Genomic DNA, 20,644 nt, shown 5'->3' with positions numbered 1-20,644 from the left:
GTGCGGGCGATGACTGCCACCCCTGCGGAAACCACGAAGAACGGCGAGGCCTGGAACGGCTTCAAGGGCGGTCTGTGGCGCGACGCCATCGACGTCCGCGACTTCATCCAGCAGAACTACACGCCGTACGAGGGTGACGACAGCTTCCTCGCCGGTCCCACCGAGCGCACCACCGCCGTGTGGAAGTCGATCACGGACAAGTTCCCGGAGGAGCGCGAGAAGGGCGTCTACGACGTAGCCCACGACATCCCGTCGACGATCACCGCGCACGCCCCCGGCTACATCGACCGCGACAAGGACCTGATCGTCGGCCTCCAGACCGACGCCCCGCTCAAGCGCGCGATCATGCCCTACGGCGGCTGGCGCATGGTCGCCGGCGCCCTGGAGACGTACGGCTACCCGGTCTCCGAGGACCTGGAGAAGGTCTTCACGGAGTACCGCAAGACCCACAACGCCGGTGTCTTCGACGCCTACACCCCCGACATCCGCGCCGCCCGCAAGGCCGGCATCGTGACCGGCCTGCCGGACGCGTACGGCCGCGGCCGCATCATCGGCGACTACCGCCGCGTGTCGCTCTACGGCGTGGACCGCCTCATCGCCGTCAAGAAGGAGGAGAAGGAGGAGATCAACTCCCTCCCCGCGGGCAACCGCTCGCTGGAGGAGACGATCCGCCTGCGCGAGGAGCTCTCCGAGCAGATCCGCGCCCTCGCCGAGCTCAAGGCGATGGCCGCCTCCTACGGTTACGACATCTCCGGCCCGGCCACCACCGGCCGCGAGGCCATCCAGTGGCTGTACTTCGCGTACCTGGCCGCCGTGAAGGAGCAGAACGGCGCGGCCATGTCGCTGGGCCGCACCTCCACCTTCATCGACGTCTACCTCCAGCGCGACATCGAGGCCGGCATCCTCACCGAGGAGCAGGCCCAGGAGCTGGTCGACGACTTCATCATCAAGCTCCGCATCGTCCGCTTCCTGCGCACCCCGGAGTACGACGAGCTCTTCTCCGGCGACCCCACCTGGGTCACCGAGTCGATCGCCGGCATGGGCGAGGACGGCCGTCCGCTGGTCACCAGGACCTCGTTCCGCTACCTCCACACCCTCTACAACCTCGGCCCGGCCCCCGAGCCGAACATGACCGTCTTCTGGTCCCCCCGGCTGCCGCAGGGCTTCAAGGAGTTCTGCGCCCGGGTCTCGATCGACACATCCTCGGTGCAGTACGAGTCCGACGAGCTGATGCGCCCGCGCTTCGGCGACGACACCGCCATCGCCTGCTGCGTCTCGGCGATGCCGGTCGGCAAGCAGATGCAGTTCTTCGGCGCCCGCGTGAACCTCGCCAAGACCCTGCTCTACGCGATCAACGGCGGCCGCGACGAGAAGTCCGGAGCCCAGGTCGGCCCCTCCACCGGCGCCCTCACCTCCGAGGTGCTGGACTACGAGGAGGTCATGGCCAAGTTCGACGAGCAGATGGAGTGGCTCGCCGACACCTACGTCCACGCCCTGAACGTCATCCACTACATGCACGACAAGTACGCCTACGAGCGCATCGAGATGGCGCTCCACGACCGCGACGTGCGCCGCACCATGGCCTGCGGCATCGCCGGCCTCTCGGTCGCCGCCGACTCGCTGGCCGCCATCAAGTACGCCAAGGTCACCGCCGTGCGCGACGAGACCGGCCTCGCCACCGACTACACCGTCGAGGGCGACTACCCGGCCTACGGCAACAACGACGACCGTGTCGACTCGATCGCCGTCTGGCTGGTCGAGGAGTTCATGAAGAAGATCCGCAAGCACCCGACGTACCGCGAGGCCGAGCACACCCAGTCGGTGCTGACCATCACCTCGAACGTGGTCTACGGCAAGAAGACCGGCAACACGCCGGACGGACGCCGCGCCGGCGAGCCGTTCTCCCCGGGCGCCAACCCGATGAACGGCCGCGACACCCACGGCTACGTCACCTCCGCGCTGTCCGTCGCGAAGCTCCCGTACGGGGACGCCGAGGACGGCATCTCACTGACCAACACCGTCACCCCCGACGGCCTGGGCCGCACCCCCGGGGAGCGGATCAAGAACCTGGCGGGCGTCCTCGACGGCTACATGGCGGTCGACGGCTTCCACATGAACGTGAACGTGCTCAACCGCGACACGCTCATGGACGCCATGGAGCACCCGGAGAACTACCCGCAGCTCACCATCCGCGTCAGCGGATACGCGGTGAACTTCGTCCGCCTCACGCGCGCTCAGCAGCTCGACGTGCTGAACCGCACCTTCCACGGCTCTCTCTGATCCTCCGAGAGACCCACGAGCACGCGCGGCCCGGGGCCGGCCCCCGCCCGGCCCCGGGACCGCGCGTCACCAGACCAGTCCCCGGAATCTGGAAGCTGGAGCACCTGCCATGACCGTCCTCTTCGGTACGAGCCTTCCCGTCGGCCACGCCAACGCGATCAGCGTGAGCGCCGCCCGGACGCCCGCCGCCGCCGCGACGCAGCGGCCGAGCGAGGGCACGGTGCACTCCTGGGACCTGTCCACCGGGGTCGACGGCCCCGGGACCCGGTTCGTGACCTTCCTGTCCGGCTGCCCGCTGACCTGCCTGTACTGCCACAACCCCGACACCATGCGGATGCGCAACGGCAGGCGCACCTCGGCCGACGACGTCATCGCCGAGGCCCGCAAGTACACCAAGTTCATCTCCGCCTCCGGGGGCGGCGCCACCATTTCGGGCGGCGAGCCGCTGCTGCAGCCCGTCTTCGCGGGCGAACTGCTGCACCGGATGAAGAACGACCTCGGACTGCACACCGCCCTGGACACCTCCGGCTTCCTCGGGGCCCGCGCCACCGACGCGCTGTTGCGCGACGTGGACCTGGTCCTGCTCGACATCAAGTCCTGGGACCGCGAGACCTACAAGAAGGTGACCGGCCGCCCGCTGGAGCCGACCCTGGACTTCGCCCGCCGCCTCGCGGATCTCGGCAAGGAGGTGCACCTGCGCTTCGTACTGGTGCCGGGGCTGACCGACCGGACGGAGAACATCGAGGACGTCGCCGCCTTCGCGGGCTCCCTCGGCAACATCTCGCGGGTCGACGTCCTGCCCTTCCACAAGCTCGGCGAGAGCAAGTGGGAGGCGCTCGACATGAAGTTCACCCTCCACGACACCCCCTCGCCGACCGCCGCGCAGGTCGCCGCGGCGAAGGCGATCTTCGCCGCGCAGGGGCTGAACGCGGTCTGAGCGGACGGGCTCGTCGAGGCCATCACTCGAATGGCGGACCTGTAAGCTCCACATAACGGGCTGAATCAGTACAGACCACCTAGCGTGGTGCTGTGTCCGAGCCCTCAGATGTCCTTGACGCCGCGCCGCCCCCGCCGGCGCCCGAGACCCCGCCGCCAGCCGGGCGGTCCGTCACCGCACGGGCCACCCTGGCCGGCACCGTCGTCTCGCTCCTGCTCATCCTCGCGATCGTGCTCGGCAGCCGGCTGCTGCGGGACTTCGACTCGGCCCTGCTGCCCTACGCCGTCGCCACCGTCTTCCTGGCCTTCGGCGTGGCCTACCGGTACACCGTGTGGGTCTCGGCCCCCGGCGCGCGCCGCCTCTTCAAGAAGGGCTTCGGCAGCTTCTTCTCAGCCGACAACTTCCGCAAGGCGCCCACCGCCGTGCCGAAGATGATCGCCACGTACCTCGGCTTCCAGAAGTTCCTCGGCGCCCGCTCGCGCCCCCGCTGGATCGCCCACCAGCTGATGTTCTGGGGCTGCCTCCTCGCCGCGGCGATCACCTTCCCGCTGACCTGGGGCTGGTTCACCTTCACCGCGGACAGCGGCGCGGGCCCCGGCTACGACATGCGGGTCTGGGGCTTCAAGGTCCTCGGCTTCGACGCCCTCAGCGTCCTGGGCTGGCTGATGTTCCACGGCCTGGACATCGCCGCCGTCCTCGTCATCCCCGGCGCCTCGTACTTCCTGTACCGGCGGATGAAGGACCGCGGGGCCATGACCGGCCAGCGCTTCGCCTACGACCTGCTGCCGCTGATCTGCCTGATCGTCATCTCCGTGACCGGCCTGCTGCTGACCTTCTCCTCGATCTTCCTGCACGGCGGCGGATACGAGTTCCTCGCGATCCTGCACATGGTGTCGGTGGTGTTCACCCTCATCTACATCCCGTTCGGGAAGTTCTTCCACATCGTCCAGCGCCCGGCCGCCGTCGGCATGCAGCTCTTCAAGTACACGGCCCGCCAGGACGAACAGGTCTTCCTCTGCAAGCGCTGCGCGGAGCCCATCGACACCACCCCGTACGTGGAGAACCTGCGCGGCACCATGCAGGACCTCGATCTCGACTTCAACGCCTTCGTCGAATACTGCCCGCGCTGCAAGCGGGTCCTGCGCGGCAACGCCTACCTGACCCACGTCAAGAAGGGCTTCAAGTGACCGCGACCGACCCCGCCAAGGCCGCGTCCCGGCCCGTGCACCTCTCCATCGACCCCTCCATCGCACCGCCCGGCACCCGCAACTTCCGCGACGCCGGAGGCATCCCCGCCGACCAGTGGCACGCCGACCAGAACGGCGAGACCCTGGTCCCCACCCACTGCTGCTTCTGCGGCGTGCAGTGCGGGATGTACCTGCGCGTGGACAAGGGCGGCAAGGTCTTCGGCGTGGAGCCCCGCAACCACGACATCAACCGGATGCGGCTCTGCCCCAAGGGCATCAACGCCTACCAGCAGGTCAACCACCCCGACCGGCTGACCGCCCCGCTGATGCGGCGCTCCCGGGACGAGGAGTTCAAGGAGTGCTCCTGGGACGAGGCGCTGGACTTCACCGTCTCCGAGATCCGGCGCATCCAGGAGGCCCACGGCAACGACGCCTTCGGGCTCCTCGGCGGCGCCAGCCTGTTCTCCGAGAAGACCTACCTGGTCGGCAAGTTCGCCCGGGTCGCGCTGAAGACCAAGCACGTCGACTACAACGGCCGCCTGTGCATGGTCAGCGCCGCCGGAGCCAACAAGCTCGCCTTCGGCATCGACCGGGCCGGCAACCCCTTCTCCGACATCCTCCTCAGCGACTGCCTGCTCATCGCCGGGTCGAACGTGGGGGAGTGCTTCCCCGTGATGACCCAGTACCTGTGGGGCGCACGGGACCGCGGGGCCTCGCTGATCGTGATCGACCCGCGCGAGACGGCCATCGCCCGCACCGCCGACATCCACGTCGCACTCAAGCCCGGCACCGACTCGGCCTTCTTCAACGCCGTGCTGAACGTGGTCATCGCCGAGGGCCTCACCGACGAGGCCTACATCGCCGCGAACACCACCGGCTGGGAAGAGGTCAAGAAGACCGTCGCCGAGTACCCGCCGTCCCGTTCCGCGGAGATCTGCGGGGTCCCGGCCTCGCAGATCGTCCAGGTGGCACGCGTCTTCGCCGGCGCGGACAAGGCCATGGCCTGGCACGCCCGGGGCATCGAGCACCACTCCCAGGGCGTCGAGAACTGCCTGTCCGTCATCAACCTGTGCGTGGCCACCGGACACATCGGCAAGCCCGGCGCCGGCTACGGCACCATCACAGGACAGGGCAACGGCCAGGGCGGCCGCGAGCACGGCCAGAAGTCCGACCTGCTGCCCGGCGGCCGCTCCATCACCAACCCCGAGCACCGCAGGCAGATCTGCCAGATCTGGGGCATCGAGGAGTCCGAACTCCCCGGCGCCGGCACCTCCATGATGGAGATGGTCTGGCAGATGCAGCGCAGGGAGATCCGCGGCCTCATCGGCATCTGCAACAACCCCTTCGTCTCGCTCCCCAACTACGCGGTGGTCAAGGACGGCTACGACACCGCCGAGTTCCACGCCCAGTTCGACTTCTTCCTCTCCGAGACCGCGGCCAACGCCCACGTGGTCTTCCCCGTCACCACCTGGGCCGAGGACGAGGGCGTGATGGCCAACGCCGAGGCCCGCGTGGTCAAGCACAACAAGGCCCAGGAACCCCCCGCCGGGGTGCGCACCGACACCTGGGTCATCTGTGAGCTCGCCAGACGGCTCGGCGCCGGGAAGCACTTCGACTTCCCCGGTTCCCGTGAGGTGTTCGAGGAGCTGCGCGTCGCCTCCGCGGGCACGGTCAACGACTACTACGGCATCACCTACGACCGCCTCGACGAGACCGGCGGGATCGCCTGGCCCTGCCCGTCCACCGAGCACCCGGGCACCCCCCGGCTGTTCGAGGACGGCCGGACCTACCACGCCGACGGCAAGATCCACATGCAGGTCGTGGAGTGGCATCCGCCCATGGACGCCTACACCGAGGAGTACCCGCTCTCCCTCACCACCGGCCGCACCGTCGCGCACTTCCTCTCCGGCAACCAGACCCGCCGCCTGGGCGCCCTCGTCGAGCAGACCCCCCGTCCCTGGGTGGAGGTCCACCCCTCGCTCGGCTTCCACAACGGCGACCCGGTACGGGTGGTCACCCGCCGCGGCAGCGAGGTGTTCCCGGCCCTGGTCACCGAGGCCATCCGGCCCGACACCGTCTTCATCCCGTACCACTGGCCCGTCCCGACGGCCGCGAACGCCCTGACCATCGACGCCCTGGACCCCCGCTCGAAGATCCCCGAGTACAAGGTCTGCGCCGCCCGGATCGAGGCCGCCGAGCGGGTCGACGAGGTGCCGGCCCCGCCGACCCCGCCGGGCCGTGAGGCCTATCCGGAGGCGCAGGCCTCCCGCACCGACCCCCTGCCCCCCACGTCCCCGCAGGGCCGTGGCACGGCGGAGAGGAGCTGACCCGCCATGATGGGCCGCACGATCTTCATCGACCCGGGTCGCTGCATCGGCTGCCAGGCGTGCGTCTCGGCCTGCCGCGAGTGCGATTCGCACCGCGGCAAATCGATGATCCACCTGGACTACACCGAGCCCGGCACGTCCGTCGCCTCCCTTCCCAGCGTCTGCATGCACTGCGAGGACCCGGTCGCCCCCTGCGCCGAGGTCTGCCCCGCCGACGCGATCCTGGTGACCGCCGACGGAGTCGTCCAGCAGGCCGACACCACCCGCTGCATCGGCTGCTCCAACTGCGTCAACGCCTGCCCCTTCGGCATCCCGAAGATCGACCTCCAGGCGAAGCTGCAGATGAAGTGCAACCTCTGCTACGACCGCACCGCCTACGGCCTCGCCCCCATGTGCGCGACGGTCTGCCCGACCGGTGCCCTCTTCTACGGAACCCTCGAAGAGCTCCAGGCGGAGCGCCCCGGCGTCCAGGTCGCCGACTCCTTCGTCTTCGGCGACGTCGTCGTCCAGACCGGCGTGGCCATGGTCGTCCCCGCCGACAAGGTCCAGTGGCCGGTCCCCGGCGGCCTGCCCGTCGTCGAGATCAACGGAAGGGACGTGCGATGAGCGTCACCGAACAGCCGCCTCCGCACCCAGGCCACCAGGGCGACGGCCACGCGGCCGACGGAGCGGCCGCCGACGCCGCGGTCGAGCAGCTGCGCGACCGGATCAGTGCCGACTCCCTCACCACCCGGCGCGACTACCTGCGGATCGTCGCCACCGTCTCCGGCGGCCTGGCCATCGGCGGTGTCGGCGTCGCCGCCGGCATCCTGCACCGGCACGGGGACAACGAGGGCCTGCCCGACCCGAAGAAGGTCACCGACCTGCTGCCCCCCGGCCAGTCCGTGGCCTTCCGCTTCCCCGGCGAGGACGACCGCGCCCTGGCCGTGCGCCTCGGCGACGGCTCCCTCGTGGGCTACTCCGCCGTCTGTACCCACCTGGCCTGCGGCGTGCTGTGGCGCGGGGACCGGGGCCCGGACGGGGAGCTGTACTGCCCCTGCCACGAGGGTGTCTTCGACGCTCGCACCGGCGAGGTGACGGCCGGTCCGCCGCCGCGCCCGCTGCCGAGGGTCTACCTGACCGAGCGGGCCGACGGCAGTGTCTGGGCCGTCGCCACCGCCCGGTCGGGAGAACCGGCCAAGGACGCGCTCTGCCGGCAGTTCGGGGACTCCCACCCGGAGGAGGCCGCCCGCCTGGGCTGCCCCGGTTCGGCCCGGGCGGGCACCACCGAGAAGAGGCCCACATGAGCGAGACACCGCTGCCGCCCCGCCCGGAGTACCGCCCGGGCAGTGCCCAGCCCCGGCTCAACCGCCCGGTGCGCGAGCGGTACCCGCAGATCCGCTCCACCAGCGGGTACGGGGACCCCCGGATCCGGAACACGGGCCCGGGCCCGGGAGCCGGCACCGATCAGGAGCCCGAGCGCTCCTCACGGCTCAACGCCCGCCTCACCCTGGCCCTCACGGTCGTGATCGGCCAGCTCTGGGCGCTCACCGTGACCGTCAACGAGTGGATGAAGGGAAATACCGGCACGGCCTGGTGGGGAGCGGGATTCCTGATCCTGTCCTTCCTCGTCGTGATCGGACTGTGGCTCCTCGACCCGAAGGACCGATGACCATGTCGATGCCCACGCCGACTTCGTCGGCGCCCCGCAGCCACCGCGCCGAGAGCTACAAGCCCGGGGCCACCATCGCCGACTGGCGGCCCGAGGACGACGGCTTCTGGCAGTCCAAGGGCCAGCGGGTCGCCCAGCGCAACCTCTGGGTCTCGATCCCGGCCCTGATGCTCGGCTTCGTGGTCTGGCAGGTCTGGTCGGTGACCGTGGTCAGGCTGAACGACGTCGGGTTCGCGTTCTCGAAGTCGCAGCTGTTCTGGCTGACCGCCATCCCCGGTATCACCGGCGGCACGTTCCGCATCCTCTACACCTTCATCGGGCCGATGTTCGGCGAGCGGAAGTTCACCGCCTTCAGCACGATCATCCTGGTCGTACCGATGCTGTGGCTGGGCTTCGCCCTCCAGGACACCGGCTCCCCCTACTGGGAGCTGGTGCTGATCGCGGCCGTCTGCGGCATCGGCGGTGCGAACTTCGCCTCCTCGATGGCGAACATCGGCTTCTTCTTCCCCAAGCGGGAGAAGGGCAGTGCCAACGGCCTCAACGGCGGCCTCGGCAACCTCGGCGTGAGCGTGGTCCAGCTGGTCGCCCCGCTGGTGGTCACCGCGGCCGTCCTGGGCGCCCCGGCGGGCGGACCCCAGCAGGACACGAAGAAGAACACCGACGTCTGGCTGCAGAACGGCGCCTTCCTGTGGGTGCCGTTGCTGGTCATCATGGCGCTCGCCGCCTGGTTCCTGATGAACGACCTCAAGGTGGCCGCGGCCCCCTTCAGCCAGCAGAAGGTCATCTTCAAGCGCAAGCACAACTGGCTGATGACCTGGCTCTACGTCGGCACCTTCGGCTCCTTCATCGGCTTCGCGGCCGCCCTGCCGCTGCTGATCAAGAACAACTTCGAGGGGCAGGGCTACCAGGCCACCACCTACGCCTGGATCGGCCCGTTCATCGGGGCCCTCACGCGCTGGGGCGGCGGCTGGCTCTCGGACAAGATCGGCGGAGCCAGGGTCACCATCCTGTCCTTCATCGGCATGGCGGCGGCCCTCGTCGTGGTGATCTTCGCGCTGCCGTCCGGTGGCCAGGAGGGCGACTTCTGGCCCTTCTACATCGGCTTCCTGGCGGCCTTCGCCTTCTCCGGCCTGGGCAACGGCTCGACCTTCCGGCAGATCCCGGTGATCTTCCGGGACCTCCACATGAAGCAGGCCGAGGGCAAGGGCCCCGAGGCGCAGGCCGTGGCGATGAAGCAGTCGGAGATGGAGTCGGGAGCCGTCACCGGCTTCTCCTCGGCCATCGCGGCCTACGGATTCTTCTTCATCCCGGCGATGTTCGCGGCCATGGCCGTCACCCACGCACTGTGGATCTTCATCGGCTTCTATGCCACGTGCCTGGTGGTGTGCTGGTGGTTCTACGCCCGCAAGGGCGCCGAAGCACCCAGCTGAGCGGGGCCGGTGGCGGGGGCGGCCGTACCCTGGAGGCATGAGCGACGCCCCCGCCACCGACCCGCACGCCCCGAAGTCAGCAGGGCCGCAGTCCGCGGCCGAGCCGAAGCCGAAGCCGCGGCTGGACTTCGCGGACCCGCTGGACCAGCAGTCCTCGGACGACACCGACGGGGGCTGGGGCGAGCGGCCGCCCGCCGGCGGAAGCGCGGCCGACCTGGCCCGCTTCCTCGACGAGAAGCCTCCGCACCACGTCTGACCGCAGGGCCCTCCTAGAGCCGCGGGCTCACGGCGTCGGCGTGGACGTTCCCGCCACCCGTGCCGCGCTGGGCGATCAGCTCGTCGCGGATCTCCTTGAGGACCACCAGTTCGGTGATCTCCATGGTCTCCTGGACGCCTTCCCTCGCCTTGCGGCGCTGCTCGATCCTGGCGAGGTACTTCGCCATCGGCAGCACCATCAGGAAGTAGACGACCGCGGCGGTGATCAGGAAGGTCAGCGCGGCGTTGAGCACCGAGCCCCAGAGGAGCTCCACGCCCGTCGGCTTGCCGTCCGCGCCGATCGCGCAGGGGGCCTTGATGCAGCTCTTGTAAGCGTCCAGACTCTGCGTGCCGACGAGGCCGATCACCGGGCTGATGAGGCCCTTCACGACGGAGTTCACGATGTTCGTGAACGCGGCACCGATGACCACGGCCACCGCCAGGTCGACCACGTTGCCGCGCATCAGGAAGGCCTTGAAGCCCGCCAGGATGCTCTCCTTCTTGTTCTCGCTCACCACTGAGCCTTTCTTCGTATCTGCCGAACATGGAGCCAACGGTTCCGAAAGCTACGGCAGTTTGGGTCCGGGCTGTCCAATCGACCCTCACCCCACGGTGACTTGCCCGCACGTTCGTACGATTCAACACAAGGTCACCGCCAGTCGGGACACGGTCCCCGCCCCCACGAGAGCCCGCGCGGTGTCCCGGGGGACGGACAGCACCACCAGCGCTCCGCCGTCCCCGGCGCCCTGTTCCGGAGCGGGTACTCCGGCGACCCGGGCCCCCGCCGCCACCACCCGGGGCGGCCCGCCGCGCTCCGCGGCGACCACGTCCACCCGGTCCCCGGGCCGCAGCAGCCGCACCGTCGCGGCGTCCGCGATGCGCACCGGCGCCGACACCAGCCGCACCGCCGCCGCAGGAGGCTGCGCCGCGGGCGGTCCGGAGCCCCGCGAGGCCCGCGCCTCGGTGCCGCCCACCGCCAGCACGGCCGCCACGACGGCCAGCCCGGCCGCGGCTCCGCGCCGCCGGCGCCGCACCGCCCTGCGCAGCCGGTCCCCGGCCCGCCCCACGCGGAGCGGCGCGAAGAGCGGAACGGGGCGCGCGGGGGGACACGGAGCGGAAGGGGAACGGGGAAGGGCGGACGGTCGCGCGGGGATGTGGACGTGGGACGGGGAGGAGTACGGGGACGGGGACGGCGGGAGGGAGAGGGAAGGGACGCGGGACTTCGCGGTCATGACGGCCACCACCTGACGGAGTGAGATCCGATGCCCGGACCCGACGCCCGGACACCCCTCACGATCCACCGCCCCGCCGAGTCCCGCTCCGGCCTGTGGACCATCCCCAGCTTGTGGATATCCCTGTCACCCGCAGGAGTCAGCCTCCCGCTGTGATCCGCCGCAGCGCCGCCACCGGATCCGTGGCCCGCGTCACCGACCGCCCCACCACGACGTGCGAGGCCCCGGCCGCGAAGGCGGCCCACGGTGTGCCCGCCCGGGCGTGCCCGCCCGCCTCCCCGCCGCGCAGCGCCCCACCCCGCGGCCCGTCCGGCAGCGTCCCACCCGGCAGCGCCCCGTCCGGCAGCGTCACGCCCGGCGTGACGATCAGGTGCTCCGGCCCCAGCAGGGCCCGTAGCCGACCGGCTTCCAGGGGCGATGCGATGACCCCGTCGCATCCGGCCTCCGCCGCCAGCCGGGCCAGCCGCAGCACCTGCTCGTCGGGGCCCGCGGCGATGCCGATGTCGGCGAGGTCGCTCCCGGTCATGCTCGTGACCACCGTCAGCGCGAGCACCCGGAGCCCCGGGAAATCCCGCGCCGCCTCGACCGCCGCCGCCATGATCCCCGTGCCGCCCATGGAGTGCACGGTCACCATCGACGCGCCCAGCGCACCGGCCGCACGGACCGCGCCCGCCACCGAGTGCGGTATCTCGAAGAGCTTCAGGTCCAGGAACACCTCGTGGCCCTGTCCGACGAGCTCGCGCACGAGGTCCGGTCCGGCGGCCGTGAGGAGCTCCAGGCCGACCTTGTACGCACCGCACGCGCCGCCGAGCCGCCGGACGAGTGCCTCGGCGGCCCGCCGGTCGTCGAAATCGAGGGCGACGATCACTTGTCTGCTGTCCATGGCCCCATGATCCGGGTCAGCGCCCGGCGGGGATCTCGCAGGACTCCTTGAAGCCCTGGCTGGTCAGGCCGAAGGCGCTGTTGACGCGCGAGCGCATGTTCTCCAGCGCGACCATGGCGGTGAGCTCGACGAAGGCGGCCTCGCCGAGGCGCCCGATCAGCGCGGCGGCGAGTTCGTCCGTGACGGCCGGCTCGGTCTCGGTCATGGCCTCGGCGTACTCCATGACGAGCAGTTCCAGCTCCGTGAACGCCTCCCGGGCCTCGCGCCACACCGGCACCTTCCCGGCCTTCTCCGGGGAGATCCCCTTCGCCCGGCCCTCCCAGTACCCGAAGTCCATGCACCACGAGCAGTTCATGCGGGCGGCGGCGGCCATCACCGCGAGGTGCTTCAGGCCGCCGTCGAGAGCGTTCCACTTCGCCGCCCGCTGTTCGAGGCGTACGTAGGTGAACAGCACGCGCGCGTTGTGCCCGTAGGCCAGGCCCGGTTCGAGGACCTGGCCGTAGGCGCGGCGCGAGTACCAGGCGCCGAAGCGGTTGAGGAGGGTGCGGGGCGGGGTGAGCGAGATGCGTGCCATGGCGGGTGCCTCCTGGGGCGGGGTCCGGCCGGGCGCCCTTCGCCCGGCCTTCACCTACTGAGACCGGCGGGCACCGCGAAACGTGACACCGCCCCGGAGGTCTTTCCTACGGCAGCTCGATGCCCAGGTCCCAGCCGTCGTGGGCATGGGTGCACAGGCAGGCGCGGGATTCCGTGGGGGGCAGGGCGGCCACCGCGTCGAAGAGGACCTCGCGCAGGCGGCCGACGTTCTCGCCGAAGACCTTGAGGACCTCTGCGTGGGAGACCCCTTCGCCCGTCTCCGCGCCCGCGTCCAGGTCCGTGACCAGCGCCATCGAGGTGTAGCAGAGCCCCAGCTCGCGCGCGAGGACCGCCTCGGGGTGGCCCGTCATGCCGACCACCGACCAGCCGGCCGCGGCGTGCCAGCGGGACTCGGCGCGGGTGGAGAAGCGCGGCCCCTCGATGACGACCATGGTGCCGCCGTCCACCGGCTCCCACTCCCGCCCGCGCGCCGCCGCCAGGGCCACCGAGCGGCCCACCGGGCAGTACGGGTCGGCGAAGGTGGTGTGCACGACGTTGGGAACCGAGCCGTCCGGGAGCGGCTCCCCGTCGAAGTAGGTCTGCGCGCGGGCCTTCGTACGGTCGACCAGCTGGTCGGGGACGAGCAGGGTGCCCGGGCCGTACTCGGGGCGCAGGCCGCCGACCGCGCAGGGGCCCAGCACCTGGCGGACGCCCACGGAACGCAGCGCCCACAGGTTGGCCCGGTAGTTGATCTTGTGCGGGGGGACGGTGTGGCTGCGGCCGTGCCGCGGCAGGAAGGCCACGGTCCGCCCGGCGAGCTCGCCGAGGTGGAGGGAGTCGCTGGGGGGTCCGTAAGGCGTCTCCACCTGGATCTCGGAGACGTCCTCCAGGAAGGAGTAGAAGCCCGATCCGCCGATGACACCGATCTCTGCATTCGCCATGCGGCCACCCTAACGGGGCATGCCGAAGGCCCCGCTGTCCCGTGGGGACGGCAGGGCCTCGGACCGAGCGTGTGAAGCTGATGGAGCCTTGGAGCGCGTCAGGCGGCCGACGAGCTCGACGACGACGAGGAGGCCGAGGTCGAGGACGACGACGTCGTCGAGGACGAAGCCGCCGAGGAACCGGCCGGGGTGGCGGCCGACGTCGACGCGGGCTTCGAGGCAGGGGTGCTGCTCGACGAAGCGCCACGGCTGTCGTTCCGGTAGAAACCGGATCCCTTGAAGACGATGCCGACCGCGGAGAACACCTTCTTCAGGCGTCCGTCGCAGCTCGGGCACACGGTCAGTGCGTCATCGGTGAACTTCTGCACGGCCTCAAGGCCCTCACCGCACTCGGTGCACTGGTACTGGTAGGTCGGCACGAATTTCCTCCTGGCACTCTGACTCAATGAGTGCTAACGACGCTCCATGGTGACGTATTCCGGCGGATCAGTCCACCGTCACCGGCACGCGGTGACCCAGACCACGCTCGTTCACACCCGCGGCGGATGCCGCGGAGGTGGCCGAGGAGGCCGGCTTGGACGAGTTGATGATCCGGCTCGGGGCCTTCGGTGCCAGCTTCGCACGCAGCGCCAGCAGGATGGTCAGCGCGAGCGCGGTGGCCACCATCGGCACGAGGAACCCGTACGAGGACCCGTGCGCGTCCGTCAGGCGGCCGGCCAGGGTCACGGCGCCGGCCTGCCCGAAGGCGACGCCTCCGGTGAGCCAGGTGAAGGCCTCGGTGCGCGAGGCGGCCGGGACCAGCTGCTCGATCATGGTGTAGCCGGTGATCAGCGCGGGGGCGATGCACAGACCGACGACCAGGCCGAGCGCGCCGAGCAGGATCATCGAGTTCGCGGCCCACAGGACCGAGGCGGCCGCGGTGAGGCCGATGTACCCGAGGATCAGGCGGCGGCGCGGGCCGATCTTCCAGGCGATCGCGCCGCAGGCGATGCCGGCGATCATGTTGCCCGCGGCGAAGACGCCGTAGAGCAGACCGTTGGCGCCCGGGTTGCCGATCTCCTCGGAGAAGGCGGCGAGCGAGACCTGCATGCCGCCGAAGACGGCGCCGATGCCGATGAAGGCGACGATCAGGACGCGCAGGCCGTGGAACGACAGGGCCGGAGCGTGCTTCTCACCGTGCGCCGGGCGGGCGACGAGCCCCGGCTGCGTTGCGCGCTGGGCGGCGAAGAGCAGGCCGCCGATCAGGGTCAGCGCGGCCTCGGTGATCAGACCGGCCGCCGGGTTGATGCCGGTGCACAGCGCGGTGGCGAGCACCGGGCCCACGACGAAGGTGAACTCGTCGGTGACGGACTCGAACGCGGCGGCCGTGGGCAGCAGCGGGGAGCCCTCGAGCTTGGCCGCCCAGCGGGACCGGACCATGGGTCCGACCTGCGGGACGGATGCACCGGCGGGGACGGCCGCCAGTGCGAGCGCCCACACGGGCGCGCCCAGCAGCGCGAACGCCACCAGGGAGCTGACGGCGGTGGCGTGCAGCAGGGCCACCGGGACCAGGACGGCGCTCTGGCCGCGGCGGTCGATGAGCTTGCCCATGACCGGGGCGAACACGGCCATGGAGATACCGGTGAAGGCGGCGACGATGCCGGCGCTGCCGTAGGAACCGGTGGTGTGCTGGACCAGCAGCAGGATGCTGATCGTCAGCATGCCGAAGGGGAGTCGCGCGGCGAATCCCGGAAGAACGAAACCGAGGGCGCCGGGCGTGCGCAGGAGCTGCCCGTAGCCGGGTCGGGTGGACGTGGCGGACTTGTCGGTCGTGACCGCGGATGTCACGGCCTGGCCTTTCCGCTGCCTGGTAGAACTCCCCGTCTGCGGACGATGCGCGCCTTGTGGGCGGTCGCACCCGTACATGTGGGAGCCCCGAGAGCTGTCCTCTTGCGCCGAACCGAGTGATACCTGGGCGCCCACTGCGGGAGGGTGCCACGGCCGCTTTGCGGTCGCGCCAGCTCTGCGTCAGGCAGAGTTGGTTCGATGTGTTGTTCCTTTATCGTACAGGGAAAGCGCCCGATGCGCCCTGTGATTCTGGCTACAGGGCGTATCTTCACCTGCGATTAACTGGAACTTCGCCTTCAGGTCCCATGCAAACAGGGCTGAATGCGGACAGAAAGCGGCGAAATTGATGAATTAGAGCGCCGCTCTAACCCTTCCCGGAGCGCTTGCCGGAGCCTTTGGCCTTCCTGCCCCCGCCTGCGCCCCCGCCCGCGTCCCCGTTCCCGCCGGTCCCCAGCCAGCCCGCCAGCTTGCCGCCCCGGGTCACCGCCCGCAGCCGGGCCTCAGCCGCGTCCCGTACCGGATCCGTGGCCACCACCAGCAGCTCGTCCCCGCGCCGCAGCACGGTCGACGGCGCGGGGACGAAGCTGCGCGCGTCCCGTACGACGAGCGTGACGGAAGCCCCCGGCGGCAGCCGCAGCTCGCTCACCTCGACGCCGTGCATCCGCGAGGCGGGCGGGATCGCGAAGGACAGCAGGTGTCCGCGCAGCTTCTCCAGCGGAGCCGACTCGATCCCCAGGTCGGAGGCCGTCTCGTCGCTCTTGCCGAGCTTCAGCTTGCGCGCGAGCCAGGGCAGGGTCGGGCCCTGGACCAGGGTGTAGACGACGACCAGGACGAAGACGATGTTGAACACCCGCTCGCTGCCCTCGATCCCGGACACCATGGGGATGGTCGCCAGGATGATGGGCACGGCGCCGCGCAGGCCCGCCCAGGACATGAGCGCCTGTTCCTGCCAGGGCAGCCGGAAGGGCAGCAGCGAGACGAAGACCTCCAGCGGCCGGGCCACCATCGTCAGCACCAGCCCGATGATCACCGCCGGCCAGAAGTCGTGGACCAGCTCGTGCGGGGTGACCAGCAGGCCCAGCAGTACGAACATGCCGATCTGGGCGATCCAGCCGAGACCGTCCGCGAATCCCCGGGTGGCGGGCCAGTGGGGGAGCTTCGCGTTCCCGAGCACCATCGCCGCCAGGTACACCGCGAGGAAGCCGGAGCCGTGCGCCATCGCGCCGGCCGCGTACGCGGTGATCGCGATCGCCATCACCGCGATCGGGTAGAGGCCCGAGGCGGGCAGTGCCACGTGCCGCAGCCCGTACGAGCCGAGGAAGCCCACCGTCAGGCCGATGGCGACGCCGATCGCCAGCTCCAGCGCGATCTTTCCTATGAGGACGTACCACTGGTCCACCGGCCCGACGGTCGCGAAGGCCACGACCAGGATGACGACGGGAGCGTCGTTGAAACCGGACTCCGCCTCCAGCACACCCGTCACCCGGGAGGGGAGCGGGACCTTGCGCAGGACCGAGAAGACGGCCGCCGCGTCGGTCGAGGAGACGACCGCGCCGATCAGCAGGGCCTGGCGCCATTCGAGTCCGACCAGGTAGTGCGCGCCCGCCGCGGTCACGCCCACGCTGACGGCGACGCCGACCAGGGACAGCACGATCGCGGCCGGCAGGGCCGGCTTGATCTCTTTCCACTTCGTGCCCAGACCACCCTCGGCGAGGATCACCACGAGCGCGGCATAGCCGATCACCTGGGTGAGCTCGGCGTTGTCGAACACGACGTTGCCGATGCCGTCCTGGCCTATCGCGACGCCTATGCCGAGGTAAATGAGCAGGCTGGGGAGTCCGCTGCGCGAAGAGACGCGTACCGCCGCAACGGCGACGAGCAGCACGAGCGAGCAGACCAGCATGAGCTCATTGAGCGTGTGGACAGTCAGCGGGCGGCCCTTTCCTCGATGTGCCAGGCGACGGCGGAACGGCTGACGTCGGGCTGACGGATCGTTCCGGCGCGGGCACGGACGGCAAGTACTTCGTTACCTTACCTAATCTTTGGCGCGCCCTTTACTCATTAGCCACATTGTGAAACGCCTGCGGGGCCCTGTCCTCATGACCCGTCGTCACGACTCGTCGGCCCGAGGCGGACCACGAGCCCGACCCCGGCGGACCTCGAGCCGGCCCCGGCGGATCACGAGCCCGACCCCTGGCGGATCACCGCGGGCGGTCCTGCGCCTATGGTTGCTCCCAGCACTCCCAGGACCACCCTGCCCCTCTAAGGACAGCGATGCCCGCCAACGAAACCGCCCCTTCCGTCAAGAAGAAGGGACGACGCGCCCGTCTGATCGTGCTCGTCCTGGTGCTGGCGCTCTTCGCTGGCCTCGGGTACGGGGCGTACTGGAGCGTGGACAGCGTGCGGGCCTCGTTCCCGCAGACCACCGGCTCCCTGAAGGTGCCCGGCCTGACCGGTGCCGTCGACGTCAAGCGCGACGCCAACGGAATCCCCCAGCTGTACGCAGACTCCGACGAGGACCTCTTCCGCGCGCAGGGCTTTGTGCACGCGCAGGACCGGTTCTGGGAGATGGACGTACGCCGCCACATGACCGCCGGACGTCTCTCCGAGATGTTCGGCGCCGGCCAGGTCGAGACGGACGCCTTCCTGCGCACGCTCGGCTGGCGCCGGGTCGCGCAGCAGGAGTACGACACCAAGCTGTCGCCGGAAACGAAGAAGTACCTGCAGGCCTACGCCGACGGGGTCAACGCGTACCTGAAGGGGAAGTCCGGCAAGGACCTCTCCGTCGAGCACGCCGCCCTCAAGCTCAGCGACGCCTACGCGCCCGAGCAGTGGACCCCGGTCGACTCGGTGGCCTGGCTCAAGGCGATGGCCTGGGACCTGCGCGGCAACATGCAGGACGAGATCGACCGCGCGCTGATGACGGGCAAGCTCTCGCAGGCGCAGATCGACGAGCTCTACCCGCCGTACCCCTTCGACCGGAACCGTCCGATCGTCGAGGGCGGCAGCGTCAAGGGCGGGAAGTACACCCCCGCGGCCGGTCCCGGCTCCGGCAGCCCCATGAGCACGGGCGGCCAGGGAGGCACCACCGGCTCCCAGGTTTCGACGCAGACCGTCGGCGAGACCGGGCTGGCCGGCAACGCCACCGCCCAGGGCGCCACTGTGGGCCTGCGCACCTCGCTCGGTGCGCTGGCCGACACCCTCGACGAGATCCCCGCGATCCTCGGCCCCGCCGGCAGCGGCATCGGATCGAACTCCTGGGTCGTCTCGGGCCGCTACACGACCACCGGCAAGCCGCTGCTCGCGAACGACCCGCACCTCTCCCCGCAGCTTCCCTCCGTCTGGTACCAGATGGGCCTGCACTGCCGGGCGGCCTCGGCCGCGTGCAAGTACGACGTGGCCGGCTACACCTTCTCCGGCATGCCGGGCGTGATCATCGGCCACAACGCCGACATCGCCTGGGGCATGACCAACCTGGGCGCCGACGTCACCGACCTCTACCTGGAGCAGGTCAAGCCCGAGGGCTACGTCTACGACAACAAGGTGCTCCCCTTCACCACCCGCGAAGAGGTCATCAAGATCGCCGGCGGCGGCGAGAAGAAGATCACCGTCCGGTCCACCGGCAACGGCCCGCTGATCTCCGACCGCAGCGACGAGATCACCACGGTCGGCGCCCGCGCCCCCGTGAGCAGCGCCGCCCCCGACCGCGGCAACGGCTACGGCGTAGCCCTGCGGTGGACCGCGCTGGACCCCGGCAAGTCGATGGACGCCGTCTTCTCGATCAACCGGGCCAAGAACTTCCAGGACTTCCGCACCGCGGCCCGTGACTTCGAGGTCCCCTCGCAGAATCTGATCTACGCGGACAACAAGGGCGCCGGCGGCAACATCGGCTACCAGGCCCCCGGCCGCATCCCGATCCGGGGCGGCGGCGCGGACGGCAAGATGCCGGCCCCCGGCTGGGACTCCAAGTACGCCTGGAAGGGCGGCAAGGACGGCAACGCCGGCTACGTCCCGCAGGACGAGATGCCGTGGGCCTACAACCCGGAGCGCGGCTTCATCGTGACCGCAAACCAGGCCGTCACCGAGAGCGGCACCGGCGCGGGCAAGTACCCGTACCTGCTGACCACCGACTGGGGCTACGGCGCCCGCAGCCAGCGGATCAACGACCTCATCGAGGCGAAGATCAAGGACAGCGGGAAGATCTCCACCGACGACATGCGCACCATGCAGATGGACAACAGCAGCGAGATCGCCGCACTGCTGACCCCGATGCTGGCCAAGATCAACGTCTCGGACCCGGACGTCCGCTCCGCCCAGAAGCTGCTGGAGGGCTGGAACTACACCCAGGAGCCCGACTCGGCGGCCGCCGCGTACTTCAACGCGGTCTGGCGCAACATCCTCAAGCTGGCCTTCGGCGACAAGATGCCCAAGGAGCTGCGGGTCGAGGGCAGTTGCATGAACGTCCCCGAGCAGACCACCGGACCGGCCGACGACCTCGCCAAGATGGTCCGCGAATGCGGTGAACGCGCCGCCGACTCGGCCCAGCCGGACGGCGGGGACCGCTGGTTCGAGGTCGTCCGCCGCCTGGTCAAGGACGAGAAGTCGCCGTGGTGGCAGTCGCCCGCCGTCGGCCGCACCGTGGCCGCCACCACCACCCGCGACCAGCTGTTCGCACGGGCCATGAAGGACGCCCGCTGGGAGCTGACCGCCAAGCTCGGCAAGGACCAGTCGACCTGGAGCTGGGGCCGGCTGCACCAGCTGATGCTGAAGAACCAGACGATCGGCACCGAGGGCCCCGGCTACCTCCAGTGGCTCCTCAACCGCGGCCCCTGGAACCTGGGCGGCGGCGAGGCCACCGTCAACGCGACCGGCTGGAACGCCTCCAGCGGGTACGGGGTCACCTGGGTGCCGTCGATGCGGATGGTCGTGAACCTCGCCGACTTCGACAAGTCCCGCTGGATCAACCTCACGGGCGCCTCGGGGCACGCGTACCACGACCACTACACCGACCAGACGACGCTGTGGGCCAAGGGCGAACTCCTGGACTGGCCCTTCGGGAAGGACGCCGTGGACAGGGCCGCGGTCGACACCCTGACCCTCCAGCCCGAAGGTTCGTGACCG

General features: G+C 70.2%; 18 protein-coding genes. 10 read left to right on the top strand and 8 right to left on the bottom strand.

Annotated elements, in window-relative coordinates:
- Window positions 1–9: 9 nt before the first annotated feature.
- The 9 genes from pflB (at window position 10) to ABZY57_RS16330 (ending at window position 10,068) form a co-directional block, all read left to right on the top strand.
- Window positions 10–2,280, top strand: a complete 2,271-nt coding sequence (gene pflB / locus ABZY57_RS16370; RefSeq protein ID WP_356512365.1) for a formate C-acetyltransferase — start codon at window positions 10–12, stop codon at window positions 2,278–2,280.
- Window positions 2,281–2,389: 109 nt separating this feature from the next.
- Window positions 2,390–3,217, top strand: coding sequence for a pyruvate formate-lyase-activating protein (gene pflA, locus ABZY57_RS16365; RefSeq protein WP_356512363.1), 828 nt, complete (start codon window positions 2,390–2,392; stop codon window positions 3,215–3,217).
- Window positions 3,218–3,309: 92 nt separating this feature from the next.
- The gene (locus tag ABZY57_RS16360) at window positions 3,310–4,404 is read left to right on the top strand and encodes an MFS transporter (RefSeq protein ID WP_356512361.1); all 1,095 of its coding nucleotides are present in this window, start codon (window positions 3,310–3,312) and stop codon (window positions 4,402–4,404) included.
- Window positions 4,401–6,731, top strand: coding sequence for a molybdopterin oxidoreductase family protein (locus ABZY57_RS16355; RefSeq protein ID WP_356512359.1), 2,331 nt, complete (start codon window positions 4,401–4,403; stop codon window positions 6,729–6,731). The genes ABZY57_RS16360 and ABZY57_RS16355 overlap by 4 nt, the downstream gene beginning before the upstream one ends.
- A gap of 6 nt (window positions 6,732–6,737) precedes the next feature.
- On the top strand, window positions 6,738–7,337 hold the full coding sequence (locus ABZY57_RS16350; protein ID WP_356512357.1) for a 4Fe-4S dicluster domain-containing protein: 600 nt from the start codon (window positions 6,738–6,740) through the stop codon (window positions 7,335–7,337).
- Window positions 7,334–8,017 (top strand): Rieske (2Fe-2S) protein, encoded by a 684-nt coding sequence (locus ABZY57_RS16345; RefSeq protein ID WP_356512355.1) that lies wholly within the window; start codon window positions 7,334–7,336, stop codon window positions 8,015–8,017. Before ABZY57_RS16350 ends, ABZY57_RS16345 begins: the two co-directional genes overlap by 4 nt.
- Window positions 8,014–8,382: a DUF6755 family protein gene (locus ABZY57_RS16340; RefSeq protein WP_356512353.1), complete on the top strand. Its 369-nt coding sequence runs from the start codon at window positions 8,014–8,016 to the stop codon at window positions 8,380–8,382. The genes ABZY57_RS16345 and ABZY57_RS16340 overlap by 4 nt, the downstream gene beginning before the upstream one ends.
- Before the next feature lie 2 nt (window positions 8,383–8,384).
- On the top strand, window positions 8,385–9,812 hold the full coding sequence (locus ABZY57_RS16335; RefSeq protein ID WP_356512351.1) for a NarK family nitrate/nitrite MFS transporter: 1,428 nt from the start codon (window positions 8,385–8,387) through the stop codon (window positions 9,810–9,812).
- A gap of 37 nt (window positions 9,813–9,849) precedes the next feature.
- Window positions 9,850–10,068: a hypothetical protein gene (locus ABZY57_RS16330; protein WP_356512349.1), complete on the top strand. Its 219-nt coding sequence runs from the start codon at window positions 9,850–9,852 to the stop codon at window positions 10,066–10,068.
- A gap of 13 nt (window positions 10,069–10,081) precedes the next feature.
- On the opposite strand, the gene mscL is transcribed toward ABZY57_RS16330, so the two are convergent.
- From mscL to ABZY57_RS16290, 8 genes are all read right to left on the bottom strand, one after another.
- Complete coding sequence (gene mscL, locus ABZY57_RS16325) at window positions 10,082–10,582, bottom strand: large conductance mechanosensitive channel protein MscL (RefSeq protein ID WP_356512347.1); 501 nt, start codon at window positions 10,580–10,582, stop codon at window positions 10,082–10,084.
- A 123-nt stretch (window positions 10,583–10,705) separates the two neighbouring features.
- Window positions 10,706–11,299 carry a hypothetical protein gene (locus ABZY57_RS16320; protein ID WP_356512345.1) on the bottom strand — a complete coding sequence of 198 codons (594 nt, stop codon included), beginning with the start codon at window positions 11,297–11,299 and terminating at the stop codon, window positions 10,706–10,708.
- A gap of 139 nt (window positions 11,300–11,438) precedes the next feature.
- Window positions 11,439–12,182, bottom strand: a complete 744-nt coding sequence (pyrF, locus tag ABZY57_RS16315) for an orotidine-5'-phosphate decarboxylase (protein ID WP_356512343.1) — start codon at window positions 12,180–12,182, stop codon at window positions 11,439–11,441.
- Between the two features lie 16 nt (window positions 12,183–12,198).
- On the bottom strand, window positions 12,199–12,756 hold the full coding sequence (locus ABZY57_RS16310) for a carboxymuconolactone decarboxylase family protein (RefSeq protein WP_356512342.1): 558 nt from the start codon (window positions 12,754–12,756) through the stop codon (window positions 12,199–12,201).
- A 106-nt stretch (window positions 12,757–12,862) separates the two neighbouring features.
- Window positions 12,863–13,696: an S-methyl-5'-thioadenosine phosphorylase gene (locus tag ABZY57_RS16305; protein WP_356512340.1), complete on the bottom strand. Its 834-nt coding sequence runs from the start codon at window positions 13,694–13,696 to the stop codon at window positions 12,863–12,865.
- A gap of 98 nt (window positions 13,697–13,794) precedes the next feature.
- A complete protein-coding gene (locus ABZY57_RS16300) occupies window positions 13,795–14,115 on the bottom strand; it encodes an FmdB family zinc ribbon protein (protein WP_356512339.1) in 321 nt (106 codons plus the stop codon).
- A 67-nt stretch (window positions 14,116–14,182) separates the two neighbouring features.
- Entirely contained in the window at window positions 14,183–15,523 is a 1,341-nt protein-coding gene (locus tag ABZY57_RS16295) for an MFS transporter (protein ID WP_356512337.1), read from the bottom strand.
- Window positions 15,524–15,887: 364 nt separating this feature from the next.
- The gene (locus ABZY57_RS16290) at window positions 15,888–17,426 is read right to left on the bottom strand and encodes a potassium/proton antiporter (RefSeq protein WP_356512335.1); all 1,539 of its coding nucleotides are present in this window, start codon (window positions 17,424–17,426) and stop codon (window positions 15,888–15,890) included.
- 371 nt (window positions 17,427–17,797) lie between these two features.
- Between ABZY57_RS16290 and ABZY57_RS16285 the strand changes: the two genes are divergently transcribed.
- Window positions 17,798–20,641 (top strand): penicillin acylase family protein, encoded by a 2,844-nt coding sequence (locus tag ABZY57_RS16285; protein ID WP_356512333.1) that lies wholly within the window; start codon window positions 17,798–17,800, stop codon window positions 20,639–20,641.
- Window positions 20,642–20,644 lie beyond the last annotated feature (3 nt).

The sequence above is a fragment of the Streptomyces sp. NPDC006450 genome (assembly GCF_040612195.1).
In the GTDB taxonomy this organism is placed as follows: Bacteria; Actinomycetota; Actinomycetes; order Streptomycetales; family Streptomycetaceae; genus Streptomyces.
Note: the sequence above shows the minus strand (reverse complement) of the source record. Positions and strands in the feature narration are given on the sequence as shown.